The organism is Actinomadura terrae (genome assembly GCF_022751215.1).
Classification (GTDB): domain Bacteria; phylum Actinomycetota; class Actinomycetes; order Streptosporangiales; family Streptosporangiaceae; genus Spirillospora; species Spirillospora terrae.
This window is the reverse complement of sequence record NZ_JAICDG010000006.1, coordinates 301,600-321,265: the sequence shown is the minus strand read 5'-3', so window position 1 is coordinate 321,265 and position 19,666 is coordinate 301,600. Positions and strand designations below refer to the sequence as shown.

20 protein-coding genes and 1 pseudogene are annotated in these 19,666 nt (G+C 69.5%); 11 read left to right on the top strand and 10 right to left on the bottom strand.

What is annotated here, in order from left to right; translation table 11 throughout:
- The first annotated feature begins 52 nt into the window (after window positions 1-52).
- The 3 genes from K2F47_RS33420 (at window position 53) to K2F47_RS33410 (ending at window position 3,150) form a co-directional block, all read left to right on the top strand.
- Window positions 53-1,036: a glucosyl-3-phosphoglycerate synthase gene (locus K2F47_RS33420; protein ID WP_242910091.1), complete on the top strand. Its 984-nt coding sequence runs from the start codon at window positions 53-55 to the stop codon at window positions 1,034-1,036.
- 65 nt (window positions 1,037-1,101) lie between these two features.
- On the top strand, window positions 1,102-2,331 hold the full coding sequence (locus tag K2F47_RS33415; RefSeq protein WP_242910090.1) for an acyl-CoA dehydrogenase family protein: 1,230 nt from the start codon (window positions 1,102-1,104) through the stop codon (window positions 2,329-2,331).
- A 129-nt stretch (window positions 2,332-2,460) separates the two neighbouring features.
- Window positions 2,461-3,150, top strand: coding sequence for a hypothetical protein (locus K2F47_RS33410; RefSeq protein ID WP_242910089.1), 690 nt, complete (start codon window positions 2,461-2,463; stop codon window positions 3,148-3,150).
- A 211-nt stretch (window positions 3,151-3,361) separates the two neighbouring features.
- Here K2F47_RS33410 and K2F47_RS33405 read toward each other — a convergent pair whose 3' ends face one another.
- A complete protein-coding gene (locus K2F47_RS33405) occupies window positions 3,362-3,853 on the bottom strand; it encodes a beta/gamma crystallin family protein (protein WP_242910088.1) in 492 nt (163 codons plus the stop codon).
- 418 nt (window positions 3,854-4,271) lie between these two features.
- On the opposite strand from K2F47_RS33405, the gene K2F47_RS33400 reads away from it, so the two are divergent.
- On the top strand, window positions 4,272-4,484 hold the full coding sequence (locus K2F47_RS33400; protein WP_242910087.1) for a hypothetical protein: 213 nt from the start codon (window positions 4,272-4,274) through the stop codon (window positions 4,482-4,484).
- 455 nt (window positions 4,485-4,939) lie between these two features.
- Here the strand turns inward: K2F47_RS33400 and K2F47_RS33395 are convergent, their stop codons facing one another.
- Window positions 4,940-5,752: a hypothetical protein gene (locus K2F47_RS33395; RefSeq protein ID WP_242910086.1), complete on the bottom strand. Its 813-nt coding sequence runs from the start codon at window positions 5,750-5,752 to the stop codon at window positions 4,940-4,942.
- Between the two features lie 436 nt (window positions 5,753-6,188).
- The gene (locus K2F47_RS33390) at window positions 6,189-7,724 is read right to left on the bottom strand and encodes a serine/threonine-protein kinase (RefSeq protein ID WP_242910085.1); all 1,536 of its coding nucleotides are present in this window, start codon (window positions 7,722-7,724) and stop codon (window positions 6,189-6,191) included.
- A 452-nt stretch (window positions 7,725-8,176) separates the two neighbouring features.
- On the opposite strand from K2F47_RS33390, the gene K2F47_RS33385 reads away from it, so the two are divergent.
- The gene (locus K2F47_RS33385) at window positions 8,177-8,602 is read left to right on the top strand and encodes a hypothetical protein (RefSeq protein ID WP_242910084.1); all 426 of its coding nucleotides are present in this window, start codon (window positions 8,177-8,179) and stop codon (window positions 8,600-8,602) included.
- Window positions 8,603-8,922: 320 nt separating this feature from the next.
- Here K2F47_RS33385 and K2F47_RS33380 read toward each other — a convergent pair whose 3' ends face one another.
- The 3 genes from K2F47_RS33380 to K2F47_RS33370 all read right to left on the bottom strand — a co-directional run bounded on the left by K2F47_RS33380 (window position 8,923) and on the right by K2F47_RS33370 (window position 9,977).
- Complete coding sequence (locus tag K2F47_RS33380; protein ID WP_242910083.1) at window positions 8,923-9,219, bottom strand: hypothetical protein; 297 nt, start codon at window positions 9,217-9,219, stop codon at window positions 8,923-8,925.
- Window positions 9,220-9,242: 23 nt separating this feature from the next.
- The gene (locus K2F47_RS33375) at window positions 9,243-9,422 is read right to left on the bottom strand and encodes a hypothetical protein (RefSeq protein WP_242910082.1); all 180 of its coding nucleotides are present in this window, start codon (window positions 9,420-9,422) and stop codon (window positions 9,243-9,245) included.
- A gap of 87 nt (window positions 9,423-9,509) precedes the next feature.
- The gene (locus K2F47_RS33370) at window positions 9,510-9,977 is read right to left on the bottom strand and encodes a MarR family winged helix-turn-helix transcriptional regulator (RefSeq protein ID WP_242910081.1); all 468 of its coding nucleotides are present in this window, start codon (window positions 9,975-9,977) and stop codon (window positions 9,510-9,512) included.
- 189 nt (window positions 9,978-10,166) lie between these two features.
- Here K2F47_RS33370 and K2F47_RS41940 point away from each other — a divergent pair.
- Together K2F47_RS41940 and K2F47_RS33360 are read left to right on the top strand one after the other, a co-directional pair.
- Window positions 10,167-10,622, top strand: a pseudogene (locus K2F47_RS41940) (YczE/YyaS/YitT family protein); the annotation flags it as partial.
- Window positions 10,607-11,482, top strand: a complete 876-nt coding sequence (locus K2F47_RS33360) for an LLM class flavin-dependent oxidoreductase (RefSeq protein WP_242910079.1) — start codon at window positions 10,607-10,609, stop codon at window positions 11,480-11,482. The pseudogene K2F47_RS41940 and the gene K2F47_RS33360, both read left to right, overlap by 16 nt.
- A 460-nt stretch (window positions 11,483-11,942) precedes the next feature.
- On the opposite strand, the gene K2F47_RS33355 is transcribed toward K2F47_RS33360, so the two are convergent.
- On the bottom strand, window positions 11,943-12,323 hold the full coding sequence (locus K2F47_RS33355) for an STAS domain-containing protein (protein WP_242910077.1): 381 nt from the start codon (window positions 12,321-12,323) through the stop codon (window positions 11,943-11,945).
- A gap of 279 nt (window positions 12,324-12,602) precedes the next feature.
- Between K2F47_RS33355 and K2F47_RS33350 the strand changes: the two genes are divergently transcribed.
- Together K2F47_RS33350 and K2F47_RS33345 are read left to right on the top strand one after the other, a co-directional pair.
- Entirely contained in the window at window positions 12,603-12,911 is a 309-nt protein-coding gene (locus tag K2F47_RS33350) for a helix-turn-helix transcriptional regulator (RefSeq protein WP_242910076.1), read from the top strand.
- Window positions 12,912-13,215: 304 nt separating this feature from the next.
- A complete protein-coding gene (locus tag K2F47_RS33345) occupies window positions 13,216-13,515 on the top strand; it encodes an MFS transporter (RefSeq protein WP_242910075.1) in 300 nt (99 codons plus the stop codon).
- Here K2F47_RS33345 and K2F47_RS33340 read toward each other — a convergent pair.
- Window positions 13,503-13,751, bottom strand: coding sequence for a hypothetical protein (locus K2F47_RS33340; RefSeq protein ID WP_242910074.1), 249 nt, complete (start codon window positions 13,749-13,751; stop codon window positions 13,503-13,505). The two genes, K2F47_RS33345 and K2F47_RS33340, sit on opposite strands and share 13 nt — an antisense overlap.
- On the opposite strand from K2F47_RS33340, the gene K2F47_RS33335 reads away from it, so the two are divergent.
- Window positions 13,708-14,307, top strand: a complete 600-nt coding sequence (locus tag K2F47_RS33335) for an MFS transporter (RefSeq protein ID WP_272497863.1) — start codon at window positions 13,708-13,710, stop codon at window positions 14,305-14,307. The two genes, K2F47_RS33340 and K2F47_RS33335, sit on opposite strands and share 44 nt — an antisense overlap.
- On the opposite strand, the gene K2F47_RS33330 is transcribed toward K2F47_RS33335, so the two are convergent.
- Entirely contained in the window at window positions 14,287-14,799 is a 513-nt protein-coding gene (locus tag K2F47_RS33330) for a class IV adenylate cyclase (RefSeq protein WP_242910073.1), read from the bottom strand. The two genes, K2F47_RS33335 and K2F47_RS33330, sit on opposite strands and share 21 nt — an antisense overlap.
- Window positions 14,800-14,995: 196 nt before the next feature.
- Entirely contained in the window at window positions 14,996-18,709 is a 3,714-nt protein-coding gene (locus K2F47_RS33325; RefSeq protein WP_242910072.1) for an nSTAND1 domain-containing NTPase, read from the bottom strand.
- Between the two features lie 201 nt (window positions 18,710-18,910).
- On the opposite strand from K2F47_RS33325, the gene K2F47_RS33320 reads away from it, so the two are divergent.
- Window positions 18,911-19,423, top strand: a complete 513-nt coding sequence (locus tag K2F47_RS33320) for a peptidase inhibitor family I36 protein (RefSeq protein ID WP_242910071.1) — start codon at window positions 18,911-18,913, stop codon at window positions 19,421-19,423.
- The last annotated feature ends 243 nt before the right edge of the window (window positions 19,424-19,666 follow it).

The window sequence follows — 19,666 nt, the reverse complement described above, 5'->3', positions numbered from 1 at the left end:
CCCTGAGTGAGGGCCTCTCGCCGGGGACCGTCCGACAGGGGAGGAAGAGCGCGTGCTGCCTGAGGTCGCGACGTGGTTGCGCCGCCGTACGAGCGCGGCGGCCGACTGGCCGCCGCACGTCCTGCTGGCCGCGAAGGGGGCCGGCAGGATCAGCGTCGTGCTGCCCGCGCGCGACGAGGAGGCGACGGTCGGCGCCATCGTGGCGGCCGTCCGCACCGACCTGGTCGAGCGGATCCCGCTCGTCGACGAGATCGTCGTGGTCGACTCGCGCTCCACCGACCGCACCGCCGCCGTCGCCGCGGCCGCGGGCGCCGACGTCGTCGCGCAGGACGACGTCCTGCCGGGGCACGGCCGGATGTCGGGCAAGGGTGAGGCGCTGTGGAAGTCGCTGGCGGTCACCTCGGGCGACCTGGTCGTGTTCATCGACGCGGACCTGCGCGGGTTCACCTCGTCCTATGTCACGGGGCTGCTCGGGCCGCTGCTCACCGACCCGTCCGTCGCCTACGTCAAGGGCTGCTACGACCGCCCGCTCGTCGAGGCGGGCCGGGCGGTCGAGGGCGGCGGCGGTCGGGTGACCGAGCTGGTCGCGCGCCCGCTGATCAACCTGCACTGGCCGCAGCTCGCCGGGGTGATGCAGCCGCTCGGTGGGGAGTACGCGGGCCGCCGCGCGCTGCTGGAGCGGCTGCCGTTCGTCACCGGCTACGGCGTGGAGCTCGGCCTGCTGCTGGACGTCTTCCAGGACGCCGGGCTCGACGCGATCGCCCAGGTGGACCTCGGCCGCCGGGTGCACTCCCACCAGTCCACCGAGGCGCTCGGGGAGATGTCGGGGCAGATCATGCTGACCGCCTGGTCGCGGCTGGAGCGGCACGGCCGGATGGTCCCGCTGGAGGCCCCCGCCACGGCGCTCACGCAGTTCCGCCGCGTCGCCGACGGGCACGACGCCCGCACCAGCGACGTCGCGGTGGGGGAGCGGCCCCCGATGGCGGGGATCCCCGGCTACGCCGCCGCGCGGTCGTTCTCGCCCGGCCGAGGGTGAGGTCATCTCCCTCCGGCCCGGCTGCTACCGTTGGTAACAGCCGTATTGGAAGAAGGGTCAATAGCATGCCGAGCGCCGAGTCGACGCCGTTCTCGCTGGAGCCGAGCGAGGACGTCCGCCAGGTCCGCGACTGGGTCCACGAGTTCGCCCGGGACGTCGTCCGCCCGGCCGCGCGGGAGTGGGACGAGCGCGAGGAGACCCCCTGGCCGCTGATCCAGGAGGCGTCCAAGATCGGCCTCTACTCCCTCGACTTCTTCGCCGCCCAGTGGCTGGAGCCGAGCGGCCTCGGCATCCCCGTGACGTTCGAGGAGCTGTTCTGGGGCGACGCCGGGATCGCGCTGTCGATCGTCGGCACCGGGCTCGCCGCCGCGTCCGTGGCCGCCGTCGGCACCCCCGACCAGGTCGGCGAGTGGGTGCCGCAGATGTTCGGCACGCCGGGCGAGGTCAGGCTCGGCGCGTTCTGCGCCTCCGAGCCGGACGCGGGCAGCGACGTCGGCTCGATCCGGGCCCGCGCGGTGTTCGACGAGGCCAAGGACGAGTGGGTGCTGAACGGCACCAAGACCTGGGTGACCAACGGCGGCATCGCCGACGTGCACGTGGTCGTCGCGTCCGTCCACCCCGAGCTCGGCAGCCGCGGGCAGGCGAGCTTCATCGTCCCGCCGGGCACGCCCGGGCTGCGGCAGGGCCAGAAGTTCAGCAAGCACGGCATCCGCGCCTCCCACACCGCCGAGGTGATCCTGGAGGACGTGCGCCTCCCGAGCCGCCTCGTCGTCGGCGGCAAGGAGCGGTTCGACGAGCGCGTCGCCCGCGTCCGCGAGGGCCGCAGCGCCAAGGGCCAGGCGGCGATGAAGACGTTCGAGACCACGCGCCCCTCCGTCGGCGCGATGGCGCTCGGCGTCGGCCGCGCCGCCTACGAGTACGCGCTCGACTACGCGCGCGAGCGCGAGCAGTTCGGCCGGAAGATCGGCGACTTCCAGGCGATCGCGTTCAAGCTCGCCGACATGCGCTGCCGCCTGGACGCGGCGCGCCTGATGGTCTGGCGCGCCGCGTGGATGGCGGCCACCGGCCGCGACTTCGACGGCGCCGAGGGCTCGATGGCCAAGCTCATGGCCTCGGAGATGGCCGTGCGCGTCACCGAGGAGGCCATCCAGATCCTCGGCGGCAACGGCTACACCCGCGAGTACCCGGTGGAGCGCATGCACCGCGACGCCAAGATCTTCACGATCTTCGAAGGCACCAGCGAGATCCAGCGCCTGGTCATCGGCCGCGCCCTCACCGGCCTCCCCGTCAGATAGCCCCCGACCACCAGGACCGACCAGCGCCTCACCGAACAGCGACCCGCTCTCTTCAGCAAGGCGAACCACCCGGGCGAGTACCGTCGGATCCAGTGACCACCACGTCCCCCGCGTCCGGAGGTGAGCGGGTTGGAGGGTATCGAGCCTGGCATGACGCCCCACGAGGTCGTCGACATGGTCGGCCCGCCGCTGAACGCCATGGATGAGGCCGGGCTGGTGGGGAACTCCTGGTCGGTCGGCACGCTCACCGGCGCGCTGTGGTGGTTATACGAAGACGTCCCACGGCCGGGCATAACGACTCAGATCGCCTTCACGCAAGGCGTTGTCGAACTGGTGAAAACATGGGAAGCCCCGATGGGCCAGGCGTCGGAGCCCCGTGAATGGGTCCGTGGTCTGGTGGGCGGGCACGTCGCCCGCATGGAGCAGGACTACCCCGAGTTGGCGCGGTATCCCGGCTGGCGGGAGCTGACCGGCCCGCAGGTCCGCGACTTCCTGGTCAATGTCCCTGCCTCCTTGGACGAGGGTCTGGCCATTTACGCCCTGGCACGTCGGTTCGGCCATCTGGACGTTCTGGTGAGTACGTTCGCGACCGTCGACACCGCGCGGATCCGTGAGCGATTGCCGGACGGCTACGTCCAGCGACTCATCGAACTGGTGGCCCTTTTCGGTATCCGGCCTTGGACCACGGACGTGGCGCACTGGATCCTCTGCCGCGAGAACGAGAAGATCGCCGTGCACCTGGCCTTTGTGCCCGTTGTCCAAGGTGTCCCCTGTCTCTTACCAGGCGACCTGCGAACCTCCCACGATTTCCCGACATGACCCTGCCGACTTGATCTGGTGCGCACCGACATCGCCCCGATCGCCTTGGAGGACGTCCTCGCTGACCTGGAGAGCGGAGACGAGACGTACGACTACGGCTCGCCGTCGGGGACGAGTCTCACGCCTACAGTCGCCTGGCACGCTGCCGTTCGGCCCCCGCCGTGCCAGGCGGGGGCCTCCAGCACGGCCACGTGGAGCGGCGGTACCTCCCTCACGAACCAGGCGGCCAGACCAGGCAACGGCTCGCCGGCCGGCTCTCGCTCACCCGGAAGGAGGAGATGCGGTCACCCCAGTTTTGTCCTGCGGGGAGATTGAAGGTGTAGGTGTGCAGGTCCGCCAGCGTCTGGTAGCTCGCGATCAGCACGCAATGACCTGTGAAGTTCGGGTCCTCGAAGATCTCCAGCCATGCTGGTAGCTGCCCTCCACCGGTGGTGGACAGCGACGAGATCACGTTGTCCCAGTTGTTCTCGCACCAGAAGACGTAGCAGTCCCGTCCCAAGTGAGAGAGATCCGCTTCTGATCCTGGCGCGTCCTTGTCCAGCTTATCGCCAGAGAAAGAGTGCTCCCAGAACTGCGCGCGGCTCCATCCAGCGTGAGCTGGGCTGGCCAGTGCAATGGGCATAACGGTCAGCAAGGCCAGTACAAGTGCGCCGCGGCCACGCCATCGCCTGCACATCCAGCTCAACCCGGTGCCAGTGGTCATATCACATCCCTCCTGCCGGCTCGGTACAGCAGGTTCCAAGGCTTGCACGAAATCACCGGCCGACGATTCCTCCGAACAAAATAGGTCTCGATCAATTCGGATTGATGGCTTACTGCCCCGCGACAGAAGATCGTCCTCAGCCCGGCATTCAGAACACCTGTGGCGGGAGCAGGCGGCGCAGGCGCGGGCACTCGTCTACGCACCGACGCCATCGAGCTTGACGCTGTTGTTCTGGCCTTGAACCACTGATCGGCCCTACGCCCGTCGAGCCAACTGCTTCACACTTCGATTGGCCCTCGGTGGGCCTGAATGGCCTCCAAGTCACCTGCTCCACAAGGTGAAACTTTCTCTCTACCGAAACTCCGCCTCGCTCAGCTCTGGTGAGAGGGTGCGGGTCGGTCTTCGTGGCCTCCTGGAGGTGCCACTGCCACGCAAGTACTGCGCGGCCGAAGACCACGCTGCCGGGGTGGTGCGGCATCTGGTCGAACTGGCCGTGCAGCCAGTCGATCATCCGCGCCTCGACCGCGCCGCGGTGCGGACAGGGCGGCATGTCGCGAGCCTCCCCCCACTCGGTCTCGACCTTCGCCAGGTCTTGGCACAGCTCGTCGAGGGCGTCCGCACCGGTAACTGACCCACCGAGGAACCCACCAACCCCGCTAGCCAGGACTAATAGGTCATGGCAGTTGGGTGTGTAGACCGCCCGGCGGCGGGGGCTCCGCGCTAGCGGGGGTGGCGGGGCCGGGCTAACGCGGGATGCTCGTTTTGATGCATCCGAGCTGGGAGTCTGTGCTGGATTCGGGGCTGCTGGCGGGCCAGGGCGGTGACGCTCTGATCTTTGGCGGGGTCAGGCCGGTGGACGAGTCCTACTTTCTAGAACCAAGCAAGTACGGATGCGCACCGTGCAGGCGCAGGTGTGGACGGCGCGGGTGCCGCATCGGCAGGTGGCCCACGCCTGCGTGCCCTGGGTGGTAGCAGCCAGGGGGCCCGTGTTCTGGCCGCATTCTGCGCAGCCCACACGGTGCTCCTGGCCGCTGGAAGCGTCGGTGATCGGTCCGAGGAGTGCTCGCTTAGGTGAGCTGGTCGTTCTCAGCGGGATCTGTCCTCCTCGCGCCAGCGCGCCGCCTTGACGACGAAGTCCTGACAGAACGCATAGTCCTCCTGAGTGAGCGTGTTCATTTCCGGCGACTCGGATGTGAGGGTCTGAAAACGACGGTAATCATCGTGAGAGAAGCCGATCGCACGGACCTTACTCCAGATGTACATGTCCCTGCTGAATTTCCTCACCGCGCCGGTAACGCGAGCTCCCCGGGTCGACGGAGAGTCCTTGGTGGGATTGGCTTCCGGGCCAATTTTGAGCAGTATCAGGAAGGCGTCATGCAGCAGGGCCATGGCCTCCGCCTCATCGGCGGCCTGCCAAGCGCTGCTGGCCTGCTCAACGAGCTTGTTGGCCTCAATGTCAGGGATGAGGGCCGCCATTCCTATCGCGTCGTAAGTAACGCCGAAAATTTCCGGGGTATTGGACCGGAAAAACAATGCCGCCCCATCGTGCATCTCCTGAATTTGCTGAGAGGTGGGCCAGAGGTGTGCGTGTTTGAAGTTATTCTTTGCCTCGACGAGCCGATGGACGCTTTTCTCGCCGTCAAGTTTGCTCCCCGCCGGTAGAGCCTGGTTGATGCCGCTGTAGAATTTTTCGGTAAATGGTTTCCTCTCCGACAGCGTTGCGCCGAGATGCTCGCCCGCGAGTAGCAGGAAGAGTTCGACGGCGTTGTAGAAGGCGAGGACACACGTGAAGTTCAGGGGCTCTGGCAACCTGGATTGATCAACCGCTTGCTGGTGCAGCATGCGGATGAACCCGAGGCGCTCCATGGTGGACGGAGGAAGCGGGGCGGGTGTGGTCATGAGAGATGCTCCCGAAGGTTGCGCCGCTGCTGCTGAGATTTACTCATACTCGGCTTGGGTGGTCGTTCAGACGCGCTCGAAGGCGATTTGCCCTGCACCCTCATGCCTCGTTCCCGGAATGCGCGCGCGGCCCGAACACCCTTGATCATCGACGAAGGGCCCCAGCCGTCCACGCCACGCCTATGAGCTTCCGCTTCTGTTCAAGATGCGAGGTCGCCGATGCCTTGGCTGTTCATCGTGCTCGGCGCCGTCTTGTTCCGCGCTGTCAGGGCCGCTGGCTGCCGCGTTCCTCAAGTGTTCCCGCGGCGGTGTGGCCGGTGGGGCGCCGTACGGGAGATGAGGTTCCGAAGCTCGTCTCGCTCATGAACGTGGGAGGTCTGCTGCTCGTTGCGGCTCTGATCGGAGCGAGGCCCCGGGCGCCTCCTGCGCGCACGCATCAGGGCGGGAAGCTGGGGAAGATCGAATCATCGTTCAGCTTCCTCTCGATGGCGGGCGGGATGTCGGCGCCGATGCGATCGGCCCTCCAGGCGGAGGTCAGATCGCCCGACGAGCCCGAGGCCCATCTGCCGTCGAGGCTGATCGTTCTTGCCGACCGCAGGATCTGGAACCGGACGCGACCGGTCGGCTCGTTGCCCGGTCCCTCGACGTAGACGGCGTTGATCACATCCGCGCCCACGGTGCCCCGGACGCGGCTGAGCCCGGCGTACTCGTAAATCATGCGGATCTCATCGCCCTCGACCCGGACGTACATCGCACCGTAGGTGCTGCTCCAGCGTCCCTCCAACGCCTTGTTGGCGCCGCCTGTCGTCCGCGGATGCCTTGTCTTGCCCGTCGTCCCAGGCGAGCCGTGGGAAAGCAACTGCGCTGCGACGAAGGCGACCACAACGGCCAGCGCGACCAGCATGGCTGCGCCACCACTCCAGAGCAGTCGCCGCTGATGCCGCCTACGCGCGCCGGGCGGCAGTGTTCCTCCTCCGATCCGGCCGCGTCCGGAGCCGAAGTCCGGGGCCGAGGGCGGCGGAGGTAAACGCGGCGGTGGCGGCCGGTGAGGGCGGAGGGATGCCTCGGGTGAGGCGCCGCTCGGCGTCTGTCCGAGCCGTGGAGCCGCGGCAGCGGCCGGATCGCCATCGGTCACGCCCAACCGCACCAGCAACTCGCGAGCGCTGGGACGGCAGGCCGGATCTTTGTTCAGCGCGGCGGAGATGACCCTGCGCAGCGGGCCGTCCTCCAACCCTGCCATGTCCGGCTCACCGTGAACGATGCGATAGGCGATGGCCGGTACCGGACCAACGCCGAAGGGCCGCCGCCCGGTGGCCGCGAACGCCATCACCGCACCCCAGGCGAAGATGTCGGCGGGTTGCCGCGTCTCCCCGTTCGAAAACTGCTCGGGTGCCATGAATGCGGGCGTGCCGATGATCTGGCCCGTGCCTGTCAGGCCGAAGGCGGCGTCAAGCGCGCTGGCGATGCCGAAGTCGATGACGCGCGGGCCCGTCCGCGACAGCAGCACGTTGGCCGGCTTGAGATCCCGGTGGACGACCCCGGCCCCGTGCACTCCGGCCAGCGCCGCCGCCATGCTCACGCCCAACTGTTCCAGTTCCGCACGGCGCAGCGGCCCGCCGCCTGCGACGGCCTCCTCCAGGGTGGGGCCGTCGATGAACTCCGTCACCAGGTAGGGCGGGTCGGCGTCGGGGTCGGCGGCCAGAACCTCCGCGGTGCAAAAACGCGGGACCTGCTGGGCGCTGCGGGTCTCTCGGCGGAACCGTTCGCGGAACTGCGCGTGCCGGGCGTAGTCGGCCCGCACGACCTTCACCGCCACCAGACCACCCGGGCCCCGGGCCAGGAACACCGAGCCCATTCCACCCTCGCCCAGGAAGCCGATGATCTCGTAGGAACCGATCCGGGCAGGGTCCCCGGGCCGCGGCGGACCCGCTTTGGCAGGCAACGCCTCCGAGTCACCTGACGAACTGGTCACTGCACCGACCAGCGAATGTCCTCGGGCCGGCTCACGGTGTCAGCCCCCTGGCCTTCCGCGCCGCCACCGTCTTGACCGCCTCGACCGCGTCGTCCGAACATGCCACTCCCCGCCTCCACGATGTGGGGTTCCATCATCGGTGACCGAGACGGGAGGAGTCTGGCGAATCACGACATGCCCGCAGAACACCGCGTGGTGGCGAACCCGTGGTCACGGCCCGCACGGGCCCCCGAGGCCTGCGGCGGCCTCGGAACCGCCTGCCGGCAGGGGGCCGAACGTCCGCGCCGGGCGGTCCGAGCGGCCGGGCCCGGTCCTGCCGCTGCTCTCCGGTCAGGAAATCGCCGAGCGGATCACCCAGATCGGCGCGGCCGACGGCCACCTGAACCCCGGCGACCGGATCATGGCCTACCTCCATCTGGCGTGCGGCGCGTGCACGCGTGCCGCGAACCGCCATGCGAGCGGCACGGGGCCTCATCGCCGTCCACCCAGACGGCGGTTCCACCGAACGCATCGCGCTGCGCGCCCGCAACTGCATCCCGCTGCAGCCGACCTCGATCCCGTCCCACCCGGCCATCGGGTCGCGGTCATCGACGTCGCCGGCGGCGTGGGCGTCCACCTGGTCCAGGTCGCCCACACTCACGGCGCCCACCGTCACCGCAGTCGACCGCCACCCCGGCAGACTCACCCGGCTCGCTGAAGTCACCGGATGCGACACCCTCCTGCTGGAGGAGGACGCCGAGGCGGTGCCGGTCTTCGACGTGGTCGGCGCGCTCGTCATCGCATCGCCGACGGCCGTCACGAGGACGTCCCGGGGACGGCCCCGGGACGCGCTGAGACGTCCTAGCGGGCGGGGACGTCCTAGCGGCATCTCCCGCTAGACCTAGCGGTACCGCTAGCGGCTGCCGGCCTGCTGGGCGGGCGTCTAGCGTCCAGCAGCACCGTCCGTGGTCGGGGCGCCCGCCCTGTTCGCCGCCGCGTCGGCGGGGTGAACGGGACGTGCACGATTCTCCTCTCTTGCCCGGCGAGCGTCCGCGCGAGGCGCGCCAGACCGGCGCCGTCTGTCCCGCCCGTCGTCCCGGTCGTCCTCGTCGTCCTGGCCCACAGTGGTGGTCATGTCCTCGACGCTGCCAGGCGCCGAGGCGGCCGAATAGTGGAGCGGCGTTCTGTGGATGAACGGGGTAGGTGCTCTGAGATCACTTCAGTCGACCGGGTTGTCCAGCCATCGGCCGTCCCGCATCACCGTGCGCCCAACGAATTCGTGGAGGCCGTTCCAGACCTGGATGCGCCTGGGTTGCAGGCGTAGGTAGACGAACGTGCCCTGTAGGGAGGTACGGGGGTCTGTGGAGACTCTGGCGTAGCCCTCGGCGATGTCAGCGTCGATGTCCGGGACGTCGACGAGCGACGCCCCGGTGTCGATCATGATGACGTCGGCGGTGTCGCCGAGAGCGACCCGCGCTTGCGGGTGGGCCTTGATGTCGGCGACGGTGCGGCTCATGACAAAGGTCGCGGTGTAAAGGCCTAGTCGTCCCAGGCATAGGCCACGGGGATCAGATGCGCGCCGTGCCCGTCGCTGCCGGTGGCCGGCCACATCTGGAAGCCGGTTTCGAGTCGGTCTCGAGCATGGGCCCGCCGCATGGCCAGGCTGCGCGGGGCCGAGATCGAGGCGGGTTCTTCGTTAGCGCACATGACGATACTCATTCACGAAGGTGTGACTTCTCCACCTTCTACTGAAGGGCCGTGAATCTTCAGCACTGTTCCAGAACATGCGCCTCTGCCGACGAGGGCCTACTCGGACTCGGCCTTGACGAGATGCTCCACGACCGTGTCGCTCAGCGCGGCGAGGGCCTGGACCTGCGCGGGCGTCAGCAGGTCGATGAAGTGGCGGCGGACGGACTCGACGTGCCGCGGCGCGGCCTCCTCGATCGTCCGCCGTCCCTCGTCGCTGAGGACGATGACCGAGCCGCGGCCGTCGTCCGGGCTCGCCTCGCGGGTGACCAGGCCGCGTTGCCGCATCCGTGCCACCTGGTGCGACAGGCGGCTCGGCGACCAGCGCATGTGCGCGGCCAGGTCGGTCAGCCTGATCCGCCCGCCCGGCGTCTCGCCGAGATTGGACAGGACGTCGTAGTCGGCCTCGGAGAGGTTGGAGTCGGCGACCAGGTCCCGGGCGAGTTGCCGGCCGAGCAGCAGCGACAGACGCCGGTAGCCGCGCCAGGCGCGGTCCTCGTCGGAGTTGAGCCAGCGTGGTTCGTCCATGCCGGACACTCTAGTTGACATGTCACATACTCGGGCCGTAGTTTTCTTGACATGTCAAATAGATGGCGGAGGCTGAGCCACCTGTACGGGGGGCTCGTCCTCTTCGGCGTCAGCATCGGGCTGATGGTGCGCGCCGACCTCGGGCTCGACCCGTGGGACGTCCTGCACTAGGGCCTCGCCGCGCGGACCGGCCTCCCGCTCGGCTGGGTCGTCAACCTCACCGCGGCCGCCGTCCTGCTGCTCTGGGTCCCGCTGCGCCAGCGGCCCGGCCTCGGCACGGTCAGCAACGTCCTCGTCGTCGGCCTCGCCGCCGACGCGGCGCTGGCGGTCGTCGCCGAGCCGTCCGGGCTCGGCTGGCGGATCGCGCTGCTGGCCGCCGCGATCGTCGGCAACGGCGCGGCGACCGGCCTCTACATCGGCGCCGGGTTCGGCCCCGGACCGCGCGACGGCCTCATGACCGGCCTCGCGGCGCGCGGCCATTCCATCCGGGCCATGCGCACCGCGATCGAGGCGGCCGCGCTGCTGCTCGGCTGGCTCCTCGGCGGGACGGTCGGAATCGGGACCGTCCTGTACGCGGTCGGCATCGGCCCGATCGCGCAGTACTTCATTTCCAAGCTGGAGGTAGGACCATGCGTTGCGGCCTGAACGTCTCCACGTCGGCGGCGCCCGGCGCCGACCCCGTCGCCTGCGCGCGCGAGGCCGAGCGGCTCGGCTTCGACTTCGTGTCCGCGTCCGACCATCCGTGCACCGCGCACCCGACCATGGAGACCTGGACGATGCTGTCCTGGATCGCCGCCGCGACCAGCAGGATCACGATCGCGACGCGCGTCCTCGGCGTCCCGTACCGCAACCCGGCCATGGTCGCGAAGATGGCCGAGACGTTCGACCGGCTCTCCGGCGGACGGCTGATCCTCGGGCTCGGCGGGGGCTACTCCGACGAGGAGTTCCGCTCCTTCGGCATTCCCGTTCCGACGCCGCGGGACAAGATCGACGGCCTGGAGGACGCGATCCACATCGCCCGTGGCCTGTGGAGCGAGCCGGGCTTCACCCACGCCGGCCGCGTCCACCACGTCGACGCGGCCGATCTCGAACCGAAGCCCGAGCGCGACATCCCGATCTGGCTCGGCACGTTCGGCCCGCGCGCCCTCGCCCTCACCGGACGGCTCGCCGACGGCTGGATCCCCTCGCTCGGCTTCGCGCCGCCCGAGACGGCACGGGTCATGTTGGAGCGCATCGCGGCCGCCGCCGAGGAGGCCGGACGCGACCCCGCCCGCATCACCCGCGCCTACAACGTCGGCGTCCGGATCAGCGAGCAGGTCGACGACGTTCCGGGCCTGGTGAGCGGGCCGCCAGGCGCCGTCATCGAGCGGCTCCTCGGCTTTGTCGAGATCGGCTTCAACGCCTTCAACTTCATGCCCGCCGGTCCCGGCGTGGCCGAGCAGGTCGAGCGGCTCGCGCACGAGGTCCTGCCCGCGGTGCGCGAGGAGACCGCCGCGTCCGCCTAGCCGTCCGACCAAATGTTGGCGTGAACGCCCATGCGACGGGCTGCGGTCCTTTTCAACTACTGGGATTGATTCACAGCGCGCAAGATAACGGTCGAGCGAATATCGGAAGCCTTGCCCGGCGAGCCTGCGGGCGAGGCGCGCCGCTGGTCCAGTGCCGCCGCGAGCCCGCCCGGGAGTTTCGCGACGCCCTAAGAAGCGCGCACGCGTGCGCGCGTGTGGGGTGTCGAAAACAGTCGAAGAACCCTGGGGTCACCTGGTCTGGGGACCGGGTCGGGCGGGGAGCTCCTCGTGAGCTTGGCACTCGTGGCGGTGGCGTGCGGTGGAGGCGTCCACGCCCAGCGCTGTGTCGATGGCCGTCCAACTAGCCCCGGCGGCGCGGCCGCGACGACCGCCGCGGTCAGGGCGCGCACGCGGGTGGCGGACGGGGTGAGCGCCGGTCCCGGCACGCAGACGCGTGCCGCTAGCGCTCCGCTCCTGCTAGTGCCGCCAGCGGGGATGGTGAGCGGGGGTCTGAGGGGGTGAGGAGGGGGAGGTCGTGGTGGTGCTGGACCGCGTGGGGTAGCAGGTAGCGGCTCAGTGCGCTGCGGGCGGGGGTGTGGGGGGGTGCGATCAGGTGCAGGGTGCCGCGGGCGGCGCGGACGGCGAAGTGGGTCTTGGTCAGCAGGTGCGCGCCGTGCAGGTCGACCACCTCGAGTCGGGACAGGTCCAGCGCCAGGTGCAGTGGCGTGGTGCTGAGGACGATTGTGGTGAGGATCTGGGCCTCGGCGGTCACCACGGTGTCGGCGGTCAGGCGGCCCGACATCGTCAGCAGTGTGTGGCGGCCGTGGCGGCCGGTCCTCATCCTCAACGCCTGGGGCCGGGGGGCGGTTGAGGGGGCGCTTGCGGGGGGTGGGCTGGGGGTGGCCTCCAGTGGCGGTGGGGTTGGTCGCACCAGCATGGGACACCCTCCCGGCAGCGATGAGGTGGCGGACGAGTCGGACACCCCAAGAGTGTTACATGAAATACTATTCGTCAAATTTTTCTCATAGAATCTTGGGTGAACAGCCTCCACACCTGCCGGGAAGCACGCTGTGTCCTCTCCTGGTGGCGGAGGGCGGGTGCGTGCAGGAGGAGTGAGCGGATGGACAGGACGCAGAGCCGACCGGACGCCAAGCCCTGGACGTTCCTGACCAACCACGCGCGCGTGCTGATCCAGATCGCCCGTGATCCCGACCTGCGGGTCCGGGAGGTGGCCCAGGGGATCGGGATCACCGAACGCGCGGCACAGCTCATCATCAACGACCTGGAGGAGGCGGACTACCTCACCCGCACCCGCGTCGGGCGCCGCAACACCTACACCATCAACGCCCACCGTCCCTTCCGCTACCCGACCGAGGCCGACCACGACGTCGAAGCCCTGATCGACCTGTTCGCCGACCGGGGCATCTGAAAGGGCCGCCACCGGGGAAGGGTTGCTTCCCAAGGTGGTCCAGACGCTCCGGCGGCTTCTGATCGGCGATATCGCCCAGCCGTGGCGGCGCAGTGTGCAAGCGCGCGGAGCGCAGGAGGGCGAGCAGTACAGCCGTGCCGGCCGGGGCTGATCAGCGACCGGGCGAGGGGTGGCGGCGGCGCGGGTCTGGGCATGACCGCCCCGGAGACCGTGCGCGACACCACCGTGCCGCCTGCCCGGACGGCGTGGGCGCTGGGCACGGTGGAGCTGACCTCGTGGGGATCCTGGTCTATTCCTTCCCGCCATGCACGACGACCTCGGGTGGAGCCACGTGGTGCTCACCGCCGCCTACTCGATGTCGATCCTGGTGCGGGCGGGCGCCGCGGTCATGGTCGGCTGGTGGATCGACCGGCACGGCGCGAGGGCGCTGATGGTCGCCGGGGCCCTGGCGGTGCTGGCCTGGTCGGCGATGTCGTCGGTCGTCCAGTACTACACGGTGTTCGCCGTCCTCGGGGTGGTCACCGCGACCGTGCTGTACGAGCCGGCCTTCGCCATCGTCGTACGCCGGTACGGGGCCGCCGCGACAACGCGTTACTCGTCGTGACCGTTCTCGGCGGGTTCGCGAGTACGCTGTTCCTGCCCCTCACCGCCGTCCTGGTCACCCATCTGGGCTGGCGGGACGCCCTGCGCGTGCTGGCGGTGATCATGATCGTCGGCGCCGTCCTGCCGCTGGCCGTGGTCGGGATCGGACCGGTCCGCCGCCGGGTCGGCCGACGGCAGCCCCGCCGCGACCGGCCTGCTCGCGGCCGGTCGCTCGCCGCCGTTCCGCTGGCTCACCATCGCCTCGTTCCTGGTCTACACAGCGCTGGTCTTCGTGAACGTGCACCTGGTGTCCTACCTGATCGAGCAGGGCCACTCGGCGTCCACCGCCGCCACCGTGGCGGGCGCCCTGGGCGTGTTGAGTGTCCTCGGCCGGATCACGATGACCCGGATCGCCCGGCGGGTCCGGTTGGCCCGGGTCGCCGCGGTGCTCGTGGCGTGCCAGGTGCCGGCCGTTCTGCCGCTGTTCACCGGGACCCTCGCCGGGCTGGGCGCCTTCGTCCTGCTCTTCGGGGCGGGCTTCGGCGTCCTGACCCTGGCCCGCGCCAGCCTGGTCGCCGACTACGCGCCCACCGAAATGTACGCCCGCTGGGCCGGGCTCCAAGCGGCCGTCGTGACCCTCGCGCAGGTTCTCGCCCCGATCGGGGGCAGCCTCCTCCACGGCTGGAGGGGCTATTTCGCCGTGTTCACGGCGGGCGCGGTCCTTTCCGGGCTCGCCGCCGCCTGCCTCGTCATGGCCGACCGCGCGGCACGGCACGCGTCCCGCCGACCGTCCTCACCCGGCACCGTCCCGTGAGCGGGCGTCCAGCACGGCATCGGTGTAAAGCTCGGTGGTGAGGTCTTCGGCGGTCACTCCCAAACCGGCCAGCACTGTCTCGATCTCCTCCAGGGCCATGCCGACCTCGGGAGCGGCCACGATCGCCTCCACCTCGACGAATGTGCCCTCGACCAACGTGGCCAGCATCTCCCTGCCGTGCGCCCGGAACCGGTAGTTGCGGCAGTGCTTCCCCAGCCTCACCCACGGCTCGGCCCGCAACGCGCGCAGCGTCGTCTCCAGCACCGCGGGGTCGCCCACGGTCGTCTCATGCTCGGGCTTGGAGCCGCTCCGCGCGTCCACGGCCGGTTCCTTGAACGTCAGTACCGATCGGCGCGTCCCGTCCGATTCGATCACCCGCACCCGCAGCTCGTAGCCCTGTTCGCGCAGTGAACCGTCCGGCCGGTCGTAGTAGACGTCCCGGTAGACGGCGACCTGCTCACGGGCAAGCTCGCGCAGTCGCTCCCGTAGCACGACGAGAGCCCCGACCGAGCAGGAGGCGAGGGTCGGAAAATCGGCCGATGGCCCGGCCGTCGGCGGTTGACGGTTGACGGTTGGCCGAGCCTGGGATGGCCGGACATGCCCAGCTCACCGGCCAGACGGCGGGTGGCGAGCCGGTCGATGCGAATCGGCCGCGATGTCGCGGTCTGGGCGTTCTCGCGCGAGCGGGTCAGGGCGGTGTTTTGCCGAGCGGGTGTCTCAGCTGGTCGAGGGCGGCTGTGGTGCTGAGCGGCCAGTTGATGATCGTCTGATCGGTGCTGCCCGAGGCGAGCGTGCGGCTGTCGGGGCTGAAGGCCAGGCTGGTGATGGCTTGGGTGTGGCCGGTGAGGGTGGCCCAGACGGTGTTGCGTTTGAGGTCCCACAGGGTCACAGCACGATCGTTTCCGGCCAGTGCCATGAAGCGACCGTCCGGACTGAAGGCGAGGGCACGCGGGGGAGGCAGTGGTGTGAGGGGCATGGGGGTCGCTGTGGCGCGGCGGATGTCCCAGAGCATGAGCTGGCCACGGCTGCCGAGAATGGCCAGGTGGTGGCCGTCGGGAGTGTAGCTGACGCTTTGGATGGCTTGCGGGGCGGCGGAGAGGAAGACGTCCTCGGCGTGGATGAAATGCTCGATGGTGGTGCCGTCGGTCTGCGGAGTGCCGGACGGGCTCCGAACGCGCAGAATTTTCAGCAGGGTGGGCTCGGCGCAGGCGGCCTCCGTGCCGCGGCGGGGGTTGAAGGCCAACGCCGTGCCGCAGGCGGTGAACGGGACGTCGCCGCCTTCGGGACCGGCGGTCCAGCCGCCAGGGTTGTCGAGATGGCGCGGGGGGGACGCGGCGCGCCAGGACCGTGGTGGATGCCCGCTGACGGCCAGAAGTTGCCCGTGAGGTGCGTAGGTGACCGTGCGTACCGGGGCCGTCGAGGCTTGCGGGATCGGTAGCGTGCCGCGCACGCGGTGGGTGGTGGGATCGAGCAGGTGAAGTTGTGAGTTGCGGACGGCGGTGAGGGTGCCTCCGTCGGGGCTGTAGGTCAAGGCGTCGATCGCGCCGGTGCGACCGGCGAACGGCGGCCTCGCCAGGTCCACGAAACCGATGATGAAGCCTTCGGCCGACACGGTGATGAGCAGGCGCCCGTCCTTGCTGGCGACCAGGCGGTCGATGCCGTGGTCGATGCCGCCGGGCACGGCACGGCGGAGTCCGCGCGGCAGATCCCAGATGATGATCTGATTCGTGGAGCGGTCGATGAGATACAGGTGACGCCCGTCGTCTGACAGCAGCCAGCCGGCGATGTTCTTTGCTTTCTCGTGATGGTCCAGAACCCAGATCGGCTGGTTGGTTCGGGTGTCCACCACCGCAGCGGGGACGGTGTGTTCCGACCCGTTGTCCATGCGCCGGATCGTCTGCACGCGAACTCTTCCGTCCCGGCTGTAGCCGCCGAGCATGCTGAACGGCACTGCTGCCGGCTTCGTGACCGGTGCCGGGTTCGTGGTGCTCAGGTCCCACACGTGCGTGGACGGCGGTAGGGGAGGCAACCGGGAGGGGCGCCTGTCCGGCGCAGCCGGTGTGGTGGCTGCTGCAAGGGGGTGCCCGTCCGCGCTGAACTCCACGGCGACGGGTGAGGCGGCGGGAATGATGCGGGCCGTGGGGGGCCGGCGGCTGGGCAGGTCCCACACCATCACCTGGGCGTGGAAGGCGTCGCCCGCGGGGCTGCCGGCGATCAGCCGCCGACCGTCGGAGCTGAAGGCCAGGGAGTCCGCCGCATGCGCCTGGTCCAGGACGGTCAGCAGCTCTCCGGCCCGGGTGTTCCACACCTCCACATGCGCACCGTGGCCTGCGTGACCAGCGTCTGCGGAGACGGCGAGCGTAAGACCGTCCGGGCTCACCGCCATGGCTCGGAACGGCGTTTCCCGTCTGGGCAATCGGGCTTGGAAACGCGGGTTGGCGGCGATGCTGAGCAAGCTGCCGCGGGCCTCGGCGGTGGGTGCGTACCGGTAGGCCTCCGATGCCAGGCGGATCGCGGCTACCGGATCGGAGTCGCTGGCCAGGCGGGCCTGGCCGGCCAGTTCACGGGACTGGGCCTGGTGCTGGCGTGCCAGGGCCAGGCGGCCCTGCCGGACGGCTACCGTTCCGGTCGCGATGGCGGCCAGCAGCAGGATCGCCAACGCCGCCGACAGCATCCGCAGGCGGCGGTTGCGGCGGCGCATGGTGTCGCGCTCGGCCTGCTCGGCGGCGTGCCCCGCGGTCAGGAACGCCCGCTCATCGTCGGTCAGGGCGGTGTGGTTGCCGTCGCGTTCGGCCCAGTCACGGGCGATGGCCAGCCGCAGCCCCCGCAGCAGGGCGTCGTGGCTACGATGCAGGTCCCGCCATGTCCGGGTGGCCTCGGTGAGCTGCTGATGTACTCGCAACCCCGCCCGATCGTGGTCCAGCCACTCACGCAGCCGGGGCCAGGCGGTGATCAAAGCCTCGTGTGCCAACCGGACCTCGCTTCGGCCCAGGGTCACCAGCCGGGCACCGGCGAGCCTCTCCAGCACCCGCTCCACATCCCCGCCGATCACCCCCTGGCCGGCACCGTTCGGGCCGTCCGTCTCCCGAGAGTCGGAGACCTGGCCGGTATCGCGCGTGGGGCGGCCGGTGTCCGCGCCGGTTGGCAGGTCGTCGTAGGGGAGCGGACGGTGGGTGGCCTGCCCGTCGGCGTCAACGGCGATCAGTCGCAGCATGACCTGTCGCACGATCTGCTTCTGCGCGGGTGACAGGGTCGCCCACACCGCTTCGGCGCTTTGGGCGACCGCACCGTGAATCCCGCCGGTGGACCGGTAGGCGTGCAGGGTCAGGGTCCTGCCACGCCGGCGCCGCCAGGTCTCCCGCAGCGCGTGCGAGACCAGCGGCAGCATGCCCGGTTCACCGGTGGCCTCGGCGATGATCGTGGCCACCAGCGACGGTTCCACCATCACCTGCGTCCGGGCCGCCGGTTTGACGATCGCCTCTCGCAGTTCGGCCGCCGACATCGGTGCCACCAGCACCGTCCCGGTTCGCAGCGCCGCCGCCAACTCCCGGTGCCCGGCGCAGTGCCCGAAGAAGTCGGCCCGCAGCCCCAGCACCACCCGAACAACGCTGCCGGGCCTGCGCGCGGACAACAGCGCGTCGATGAACGCCGTCCGCTGACCCGGATCGACGCACAGCGTGAACAGCTCCTCGAACTGATCCACCACCACCAGCAACCCGCCGTCGGGTACCTCATCTGTTTGACGCGCCCACGTCGGCAAGTCCACTTCCCCCGACTCGGACGTCCGGAGGGGGTCGGCGTCGGTGTCCAAGCCGGCCAGCGCCGAGGCCAGTGCGCTCATCGGAGCGGCACCGGGGGTCAGCAGCACCACGGCCCTCGCCATCGGCTCCGCCGGAAGACCGCGGCGAGCGGCAGGGATCACTCCCGCCCGCAGCAGCGAGGACTTCCCGGAGCCCGACGGCCCGGCCACCGCCACCACCGAACTGCGCCCCAACTGCTCCATGACGTCGGCCACCAATTCCTCCCGGCCGAAGAACCGGTCGGCGTCCTGCTCGCCATATCCGGCCAGCCCCAGATACGGCGCCGATCCCTCCGACTCATCCCCGCCGACGCCCGCGTCGACCGAACCCGCCGTGGCGACCGCGACGGCGGCCGCATGCCAGCGCCGCTCCCATTCGCTGCGATCGCCGCCACATGCCTCGACAAAGGCTAACGCCACCTTCAAAGTCGGCAGCTGGTTCCCGCGAGCCGCCACCGTCAACGTGGTCGCCGACACAGCACTTCGCCGCGCCAGCTCACGATAGGCCGGCCTTCCCGCCGCATTACGCAACTCCCGTAGCGCCGCGGCGAATTGCTCGATCGGCCCGGCAGTCGGATCCAGTGGCTTCTCCGGACGTCCCATGCCACATAATCGACACGCATTTACCGGCGCCGCAACCTTTGGACCGTGCCACGACCGGATGTCCTGAAGTCGTGACCGCATCGGGGCGACCGGGTGGCGACGTCGACCTGGTTGGTCGATCAGCGCTTCTGGCACTCCATGGCCTGTTGAACGGTGAAATCAGGGGCTTGCGTTCAACTCTCAGGCCCGGAAACGTGGCGATTGCAGCACCGCTTCCCGGAACGAAAGGAGATCGAGCAGGACGATCAAACGCGCAAGATCCGCAAGACCTTACTTCGAAAGGAATGGATCATGAGGAGAATCACTTTCGGTGTCGCGCTTGCGATGTCGCTCGGGACGGCGATACTGCCCGTCGGCCAGGCAAGCGCGGCGGCCCCACCCGCAGGTGCGGCGGCATCCACGGAAATCGCGAGCCTGGCCCGATGGTCCAACTGCAACGAGTCCGTGATGTGCATGTTCCACAAGAAGAACGGCAACAGCGTCGCCTACAAGCTGCGCACGAGGGACGCCAACTTCGCCAACAACAAGTTCAGCGACGATCACAAGGCCAACGACGCGATGAAGTCCTACTGGAACCGCAGCGGGAGGACGTACTGCTTCTGGGTGAACAAGAACTACAAGCCGGCCAACGGCCCTTTCCGCGTCCTTCCGGGAAGAAGGGGAAATTTCCCTCAGCCGTGGTACAACGACATCTCCTCCGCCAGGCCGTGTTAGGCCACCTTCACATCACCAGGTGAGTCCCGGGCCGGCCGCCTTCCCAAGGAGGCCGGCCCGGGCTCGTCTCGAGCCGCAGCCAACGTGATCGACCGATAGGTGCTCGACGCCCCCGGCGAGAACAGGGCCCTGGCACGCGACCGCTCGGCCGCCGAGCGCGCCCGACCCTTGAGCTCCTCCTCGTAGTGGCGTGTGTTGGATGAGGTGCTCCGGATTCCATCTTGGGGTCGCCGACGCGCCCCT

Coding starts and splice junctions, on each gene's coding strand:
- K2F47_RS33350 (WP_242910076.1), top strand. CDS start 12,603: ATGGACAGGACGCAGAGCCGACCGGACGCCAAGCCCTGGACGTTCCTG.
- K2F47_RS33360 (WP_242910079.1), top strand. CDS start 10,607: ATGCGTTGCGGCCTGAACGTCTCCACGTCGGCGGCGCCCGGCGCCGAC.
- K2F47_RS33355 (WP_242910077.1), bottom strand. CDS start 12,323: ATGAGGACCGGCCGCCACGGCCGCCACACACTGCTGACGATGTCGGGC.
- K2F47_RS33345 (WP_242910075.1), top strand. CDS start 13,216: ATGCACGACGACCTCGGGTGGAGCCACGTGGTGCTCACCGCCGCCTAC.
- K2F47_RS33325 (WP_242910072.1), bottom strand. CDS start 18,709: ATGGGACGTCCGGAGAAGCCACTGGATCCGACTGCCGGGCCGATCGAG.
- K2F47_RS33375 (WP_242910082.1), bottom strand. CDS start 9,422: ATGAGTATCGTCATGTGCGCTAACGAAGAACCCGCCTCGATCTCGGCC.
- K2F47_RS33340 (WP_242910074.1), bottom strand. CDS start 13,751: ATGGTGAGCCAGCGGAACGGCGGCGAGCGACCGGCCGCGAGCAGGCCG.
- K2F47_RS33415 (WP_242910090.1), top strand. CDS start 1,102: ATGCCGAGCGCCGAGTCGACGCCGTTCTCGCTGGAGCCGAGCGAGGAC.
- K2F47_RS33395 (WP_242910086.1), bottom strand. CDS start 5,752: ATGACCACACCCGCCCCGCTTCCTCCGTCCACCATGGAGCGCCTCGGG.
- K2F47_RS33380 (WP_242910083.1), bottom strand. CDS start 9,219: ATGAGCCGCACCGTCGCCGACATCAAGGCCCACCCGCAAGCGCGGGTC.
- K2F47_RS33405 (WP_242910088.1), bottom strand. CDS start 3,853: ATGACCACTGGCACCGGGTTGAGCTGGATGTGCAGGCGATGGCGTGGC.
- K2F47_RS33370 (WP_242910081.1), bottom strand. CDS start 9,977: ATGGACGAACCACGCTGGCTCAACTCCGACGAGGACCGCGCCTGGCGC.
- K2F47_RS33385 (WP_242910084.1), top strand. CDS start 8,177: ATGCGAGCGGCACGGGGCCTCATCGCCGTCCACCCAGACGGCGGTTCC.